This is a genomic window from Aquimarina sp. I32.4 (assembly GCF_002924285.1).
In the GTDB taxonomy this organism is placed as follows: Bacteria; Bacteroidota; Bacteroidia; order Flavobacteriales; family Flavobacteriaceae; genus Aquimarina.
Genome location: NZ_PGUB01000161.1, coordinates 1 through 6,373, shown reverse-complemented (window position 1 = coordinate 6,373; position 6,373 = coordinate 1). Strand labels below are relative to the sequence as shown.

General features: G+C 30.8%; 7 protein-coding genes. All 7 read right to left on the bottom strand.

Going from position 1 to position 6,373, the window contains the following annotated elements; translation table 11 throughout:
* Nucleotides 1-15: 15 nt before the first annotated feature.
* Nucleotides 16-204, bottom strand: coding sequence for a hypothetical protein (locus tag CVD18_RS20840; protein ID WP_103867415.1), 189 nt, complete (start codon nt 202-204; stop codon nt 16-18).
* Between the two features lie 11 nt (nt 205-215).
* Nucleotides 216-1,322, bottom strand: a complete 1,107-nt coding sequence (locus CVD18_RS20835) for a serine hydrolase (RefSeq protein WP_103867414.1) — start codon at nt 1,320-1,322, stop codon at nt 216-218.
* Nucleotides 1,323-1,328: 6 nt separating this feature from the next.
* The gene (locus CVD18_RS20830) at nt 1,329-1,745 is read right to left on the bottom strand and encodes a nuclear transport factor 2 family protein (RefSeq protein WP_103867413.1); all 417 of its coding nucleotides are present in this window, start codon (nt 1,743-1,745) and stop codon (nt 1,329-1,331) included.
* Between the two features lie 20 nt (nt 1,746-1,765).
* A complete protein-coding gene (locus CVD18_RS20825) occupies nt 1,766-2,905 on the bottom strand; it encodes a serine hydrolase (RefSeq protein WP_146052884.1) in 1,140 nt (379 codons plus the stop codon).
* Between the two features lie 349 nt (nt 2,906-3,254).
* Nucleotides 3,255-4,022 (bottom strand): type 1 glutamine amidotransferase domain-containing protein, encoded by a 768-nt coding sequence (locus CVD18_RS20820; protein WP_103867411.1) that lies wholly within the window; start codon nt 4,020-4,022, stop codon nt 3,255-3,257.
* Nucleotides 4,023-4,218: 196 nt separating this feature from the next.
* The gene (locus tag CVD18_RS20815) at nt 4,219-5,247 is read right to left on the bottom strand and encodes a helix-turn-helix domain-containing protein (protein WP_103867410.1); all 1,029 of its coding nucleotides are present in this window, start codon (nt 5,245-5,247) and stop codon (nt 4,219-4,221) included.
* A gap of 103 nt (nt 5,248-5,350) precedes the next feature.
* Nucleotides 5,351-6,091, bottom strand: a complete 741-nt coding sequence (locus CVD18_RS20810) for a potassium channel family protein (RefSeq protein WP_158250530.1) — start codon at nt 6,089-6,091, stop codon at nt 5,351-5,353.
* Nucleotides 6,092-6,373: the final 282 nt, after the last annotated feature.

Below are 6,373 nucleotides of genomic sequence, written 5' to 3'. Positions count from 1 at the left end.
AAGTCTTTGAAATCTTCAGGAATCATCAAAAATAAAATTTAGGCTAAGATAAAACATATACAAATCATAACTAAGCCCATATTTTGAAAAGTTTTGAGTGTTTTCTATAATCTGGTTGATCTCTTCTTTATCGCCAATATAGGTTTGTGAAAATCCATGAGTATAGGTAAAGACTACAATTAAAACCGTTATTATTACTTTCATCTTATTGTTTTTTATGAGTTGTTATTACTTGAAATCACCTTAATAATACTATCTGAAATATCATATACATTCTTATTTCTCTGATTTGTCAATATGATAATTGTAAAATCATCTTGTTTAAACCTACGTATTAAACATTCATAATTGGCTGTCGATCCTTGATGAGAATGTTCTATAATTTTATCGTTCTTCCACTCTCCTAGCCCTAGAGGAGATTCTATATCATCTCCTTCTTTTACGGTTTCAGAGAGAAATTGTACTGATTTTTTAGTAATAATATTAAAAGCATCTAAGTTTTTGAACCAATGATACATATCCTTTGTTGTTGAGCTAAACAATACACTTGTTACTGATACTTTATAAGTATCTTCATTAAACTCAGCATTAAAAGGGATTGCCATTAATTCTTTATCTGTATACGGGTACTGATCTTTAATAAGTGTATGCTCTAATCCATAAGGAATAAACAGGTTTTTGGTTGCGTAATTTTCAAAACTCTGTTGTGTGATTTTCTCAACTATATTCATCAATAGAATTGGACTGTTATTTGTATATAAATAATCCGTTCCAGGCTCAAACTCCAGCTTTTTTATTTTTTGAATATCTCTAAAAACATCTTCGTTACTCATGCTTATATTTTTACGAAAATAATCACCCCATTTTACCTTGGGTAATCCACTAGAATACTGTAACAAGTGTTTTATGGTTATTTTGGAGGACCATTCTGGTAGATATGGTAAATATTTTTTTATTTTATCATCCAATTCCAACAGTTTTTTTTCTTGCAATTGCATGATTGCTACAGCAGGAAATTCTTTATAAACAGAACCAATATTAAAACGATAATCTTTGGTTAATACTGTCTTTTTTGTACCATCTGAATAGCCAAATGATCGCTCATAAAGTATTTTTTTATTTTTTAAGACTAAGATATTCCCATTAAGTTTTCCTTTTTGAAATTGTATGTTTAGTACTTTGTCAATTTCTTTTTCTACTATAGATTCCTGAGTGAGTTCAATTTCATTAGAAGTCTCGTTTTTTTGTACACATCCAGAAATAAATGTATTGATGACTACACAAAAAAATACGGTCTTGTAGCTATTAGTTTTCCTCTTCATTATATTTTATCCAGCTTTTCTATAAAAAATTTTACTTACAACTTTCCATTCTCCATCTATTTTTAACAGGTTCATATAGTCTATAAACATAAATGTTGGATATTCTATTTCTAATTTTGCGCTTGCTGTATTACCTGCTACATTGATATAAGCAATCTTTGTTTTTCTATCATTTTTTGGCCCTGGCTTTATTACTTTTTCAAAAAAATCAAGCGCATTCACTTCTTTGTATACTCCTTTTGAGATAAACTTCATCGTAGCATCTTTATGAAATGCCTTTTTTAAAGTTTCAAAGTCATTATTGGTTCCTCCATCTAAATAATAAGACACTGTTTTTTCTACGAGACTGTAGTCTGAATCCTGTGCGATACCAAATGCCATACTAGTTATATACATTGCTAGGGTGAAAATTATTTTACTCATTATCAGATTATTATTTATAATTAATAGTTGTTTTTAAAATCTTTAAAAATATGTAATGCCGTTTGTTTCAATAATCGATTGGCTTCGGGGAAACTTGAATTTGCTATTACCGAAATTCCAAAATCATGTTCAGGATATATAATTAGCCAGTTTTGGGTTCCGTAAATACCGCCATGATGTTCTATATGCATCCCGTCTTTATCTTCTAATATTTCCCAGAAATAACCAATCCATAAATTTTCTAAATCTCTAAATAGTTTGGTATGAGATTCTTTGACTACAGGGTTTTGATCGTTTAATTGAAATTTTATATAATTCAACATATCTGTAGCATTTGATTTTGCCCTGCCTGCTGCTCCCCATAATTTGATTGGTTTTTTGAAATTGGGCATTACTTCTCCTTTTGCATTATGCCCGTTTGCCAAAAGCTCCTGCTCTTCATTTGTAAGATTGATCTTTGTATTATCCATCATTGCAGGCTCAAAAAGGTACTCTTGCAATACATCATCAAAAGGTTTTTTATATACTACCTCCAAAATATGTGCTAATACATTGGGGGCTACATTTGAATATGAATACTGCGTTCCTGGTAAATACTCAAGTTTTATTTTTTTTAGTGTATTCAACAATGAGTCTTTGGGATAATATGTGAGTAATTCTTGTGCTTTTGTATATGAGCTACGGGATGGATTTATATATAGTTCATCAACTCCTTCTATGTTTAGAGGTAACCCACTAGTATGTGTTAATAAATCTTGAATTGTAATTGGTTTTTTGTTGTATGAGAGATGTTGATATGCGTTTCCCATATACTTGGTGATAGGGTCTGTCAATTTTAGCTTAGCCTCTGTAACCGCTTTGGCTACCAAATATCCTGTCATTGTTTTGGTTACCGATGCAACCTCATAGAGTGTTTCATTGGTAGGGCTATTAGCTTTTCCTTTATCTAATTCACCAAAATGTTCTGTATAACCAACTCCATTAGCATATACTGCTATAGATACAGCATTAAGTCTATAATCTTCTAGTAACTTTCTAGCATTTTCTTTTATTGATGTGTTGAGTAATTCCTTCTCTGTTTGTGGTTGGCAACTGTGACTACACACAGTTGCCAATAATAAGATAATAAATAGTATAGGGGTAATCTGACTTTTTATCATACAATTTGTTTTTGCTACATTTTGACAATTTGTAGAGCTATAAATTTTGATATCAATAGGGTCTTGACTTGTTATCAATTTCTTGTCTACGGTATAATGTTTATCTCATTGTTTTATAGTTCTGAGTTCAAAATATTCTGAGTCGTTTTATTTTCCGGAACACCAAACATTGCTGCTTCCCCCCTCTTCTGTAATAAACAGCCTTATAATTTGATGTTTGAATGTGTTCCGGGTTCAATATTTTTTTAAGTATATTCATAAATGTATTTCCTTATTCACCCATACCCCAAATAAAAATGCATAAGCGAATAATTTCTGTACATAGGCGTATTTTTATACAATCATCATACTACAAGTTATTTTTTTTCAGCATTTTGACCACTTGCAGTGCTACAGAGGCTGATGCAGTAGGATCTTGCCCTGTTATCAATCTCCCGTCTATGATGTAATGTTTATCCCATCCGTTTTTTGAATACATAAAATTCCCGCCATTCTTATTAATTGTTTCTTCTATAGAAAAGGGAAATGTTTTATAATAGGCTTTCTCTTTGTTTTCAAAAATATCAGGGTAGCCATTTACTTGTTTTCCTTGGTATAAGTAGGTACCGTCTTTCATTTTTAGATTCACAATCCCTGCGGTTCCATGACAAATGGCTGATATGATTCCATTGTTTTGGTAGATATGAGTTGAAATATTTTGAATCATTTCATTTTCTGGAACACCAAACATTGCTGCTCCCCCTCCGCTGTAATAAACAGCTTTATAATTTGATGCTTGAATACCTTCTGGTTTGAATGTTTTTTTAAGTAAATTCATGAATGTAGCATCATAAATATATTTTTTCTGAATGCTATCTGATGTTTTTATATATCCAATAGGAACTGCTCCTCCTTCTGGACTTACAAAATCCACTTTATATCCTGAGTTCACGAATACATGGTATGCTTCTACAATCTCAGCAAAATGATTAGCGGTATTCATCGTCGTAGTTCCATATGTATGTTGATTGGATACAACAAAGAGTATTTTATTGTTTTTTGTATTGCTTTCTTGGCATGAAACAGTATAACTCATCCATAGAAAAACAACTAATAGTAAACATCTAATTTTTAGCATTCTAAAAAGTTTTACTGCAATATCTTATAATTGCAGTAAAAAAGGCTTTCTATTTATAAATTAGAAGTACTGATTTATAATTCTGAACCATTTTCTATAAAACATTGTGCAGATCGCCAATCTCTCTTCTATAGATTTCTACCTGTATTTACAGAGCTAAATACTTATAAACAAAGTTCTTATAGCTAAAAAAAGATTATTTCTTATATGTAGCTGGGGTTGTTCCTACAATTTTTTTAAAGGTTGTAAAAAATGTAGATTTAGAATTAAAGCCACATTCATATCCTATAGCTTCTGTAGTGTATTTTGTTTCTTCTACCAAAAGACGTTTGGCTTCCTGAATTCTATATTCGTTTATAAACAAAGAAAAACTTTTGCCTAAATTATCATTTAAAAATTGAGATAGTTGATGTGGTACTATATCAATCTCATTGGCTAGATCAATTAATTTGAGATTGGGGTTTTTGAACATCTTTTTATCTCTTATTGTTTCTTCTAGCTTTCGCTTGATCACTTCTGCTTCTGATTCGTCTATTTTTTTATTGGCATATTTGACCTGCCTCCCCAAAAAAGAGGTTTCTTTTTTCTTCTTAAAAAACCACAATAATATTAATAAGTAAAAAACAAATGAGAATGATAAAGCACCAGCGATATACGATGTATATGAGGTGGTATTATATGCTATCCAAATGATAAAAACCCCTAGAAAAATACTTACCATCCATATATTCTCTTCTTTGGTTTTTCTTTCTTTAGTTAATATACCTTTTAAAACATCTTTCAGTAATATCCCCGATAGTATTATATATAATAACCATTGAAAATAAATCCCTTTGATCAGGTATTTTGACCATAGAGTTCTATTGGGCCAATATGGATATATGATCCCTAATACACCAATTACCAACAAAAAAGGAATAATATGATACCCCCATTTTTTTGTACCTCTTTCTTTGATCATTGTATGTATATACAAGTATAGTAATGGCCCTATTAAGACACAGGCAGAGATTCCTATTTGAACAAATACTCCTGATAAATTAGAATTAAAATACAGAAAAACAGATTTTATAATTCTAATGCTGACGACAAATAAAAGGGCTCCCAGAAAATAATTTGAAGGATGTTTCAGTTTAGAAAAAAAAGCAAAAAAAATGCTTAACACAAACCCATTAAACGCTCCTAAAGCACTAAATAAGAATAATATTTGAGTTTCAAAGTTCATATAATGATAGGTCAAAAATACAAATGTATATCTCTGCTACAAAGTAACAGAAAATAAGGTTCTTTATAATTATATTCTAATAAAACACTTGTAGAACACAAAACTACTTTTTAATACCATATAGCTGATTTATATATTTACCTACAACAATTGCTGTTATAATCATCATATAAAATTGTCCTACTAGCCCTATAAGTATTGCTGCCTTTTTTGCCAAATCTGTTACTGGTAGTATATCACCATAACCAATGGTCAAAATGGTAATATAACTATAATACATCAATTCCTGAGTTATTGTTTCGGGATTAGAGGGGTCTATAATTATCCCTGCAAATGAACCATGATGTGTCATCTCTATACTTAAACAAATAAAAAAACCAATGAGTCCCAACGAGATATAACCACTTATTAGCCCCAAAATCACATTTTTATTTACTAATTCTGCTTGCCAAACTTGTTTGATAATTTCAAAAGTAACCACCACATAAAATAAAAAGTAGCTTCCCATTTTTATAAAATTGAAAACCCGCTCATAAGATGGATCATCTAGTAAATAAGATCCAATAGAAACGCCTGTCACAACCAATAACCCACAAAAAAACAGGGCTGCTTTTTTATTTTTTGACAGTAATAAAATTCCTGCCATAAGGTTGATTAAAAATAAGATTGGAGATACAATATTCTCAAACAAGATCAAAGGAAAGACCAACGACCCAAAAAGAATAGTTATCTGGCTAAAAAAGAAAATCTCAAAACGGTATGCATAAAGCTTATCTATCATATTTGTAGTAGCGTTTTTATCCTTGGCAACAATATCAACACCATTACCAGAATTGTTTTGCATGTTATAAAAATTGTCGCCCCCATCTTTACGCAACATATCTTCAACTACACGCTCCCCAAAGTTACCTAATTTTTGCCTTCATTCATCTTATTAAAGCAAAGGAATAAACTCATCAACATCATTCACCACCGCCCCCAATTCTTCTGGTACAGGGGGTAGTTTTGTACCATCTTCTATAGCCTCAGCAGTTTATAACCTATGCCTTTTTCTCTAAAAATTCTGTGGCTATTATTGAAATATGTGGGCTTTCTAAAAACCTAAAATCAAGAAAAAACCTAAAAT

What these genes read in the sequence shown, in the direction of transcription:
- CVD18_RS20815 (WP_103867410.1), bottom strand. Translation starts at nt 5,247, where the DNA reads ATGAACTTTGAAACTCAAATATTATTCTTATTTAGTGCTTTAGGAGCG.
- CVD18_RS20840 (WP_103867415.1), bottom strand. Translation starts at nt 204, where the DNA reads ATGAAAGTAATAATAACGGTTTTAATTGTAGTCTTTACCTATACTCAT.
- CVD18_RS20830 (WP_103867413.1), bottom strand. Translation starts at nt 1,745, where the DNA reads ATGAGTAAAATAATTTTCACCCTAGCAATGTATATAACTAGTATGGCA.
- CVD18_RS20820 (WP_103867411.1), bottom strand. Translation starts at nt 4,022, where the DNA reads ATGCTAAAAATTAGATGTTTACTATTAGTTGTTTTTCTATGGATGAGT.
- CVD18_RS20810 (WP_158250530.1), bottom strand. Translation starts at nt 6,091, where the DNA reads ATGCAAAACAATTCTGGTAATGGTGTTGATATTGTTGCCAAGGATAAA.
- CVD18_RS20825 (WP_146052884.1), bottom strand. Translation starts at nt 2,905, where the DNA reads ATGATAAAAAGTCAGATTACCCCTATACTATTTATTATCTTATTATTG.
- CVD18_RS20835 (WP_103867414.1), bottom strand. Translation starts at nt 1,322, where the DNA reads ATGAAGAGGAAAACTAATAGCTACAAGACCGTATTTTTTTGTGTAGTC.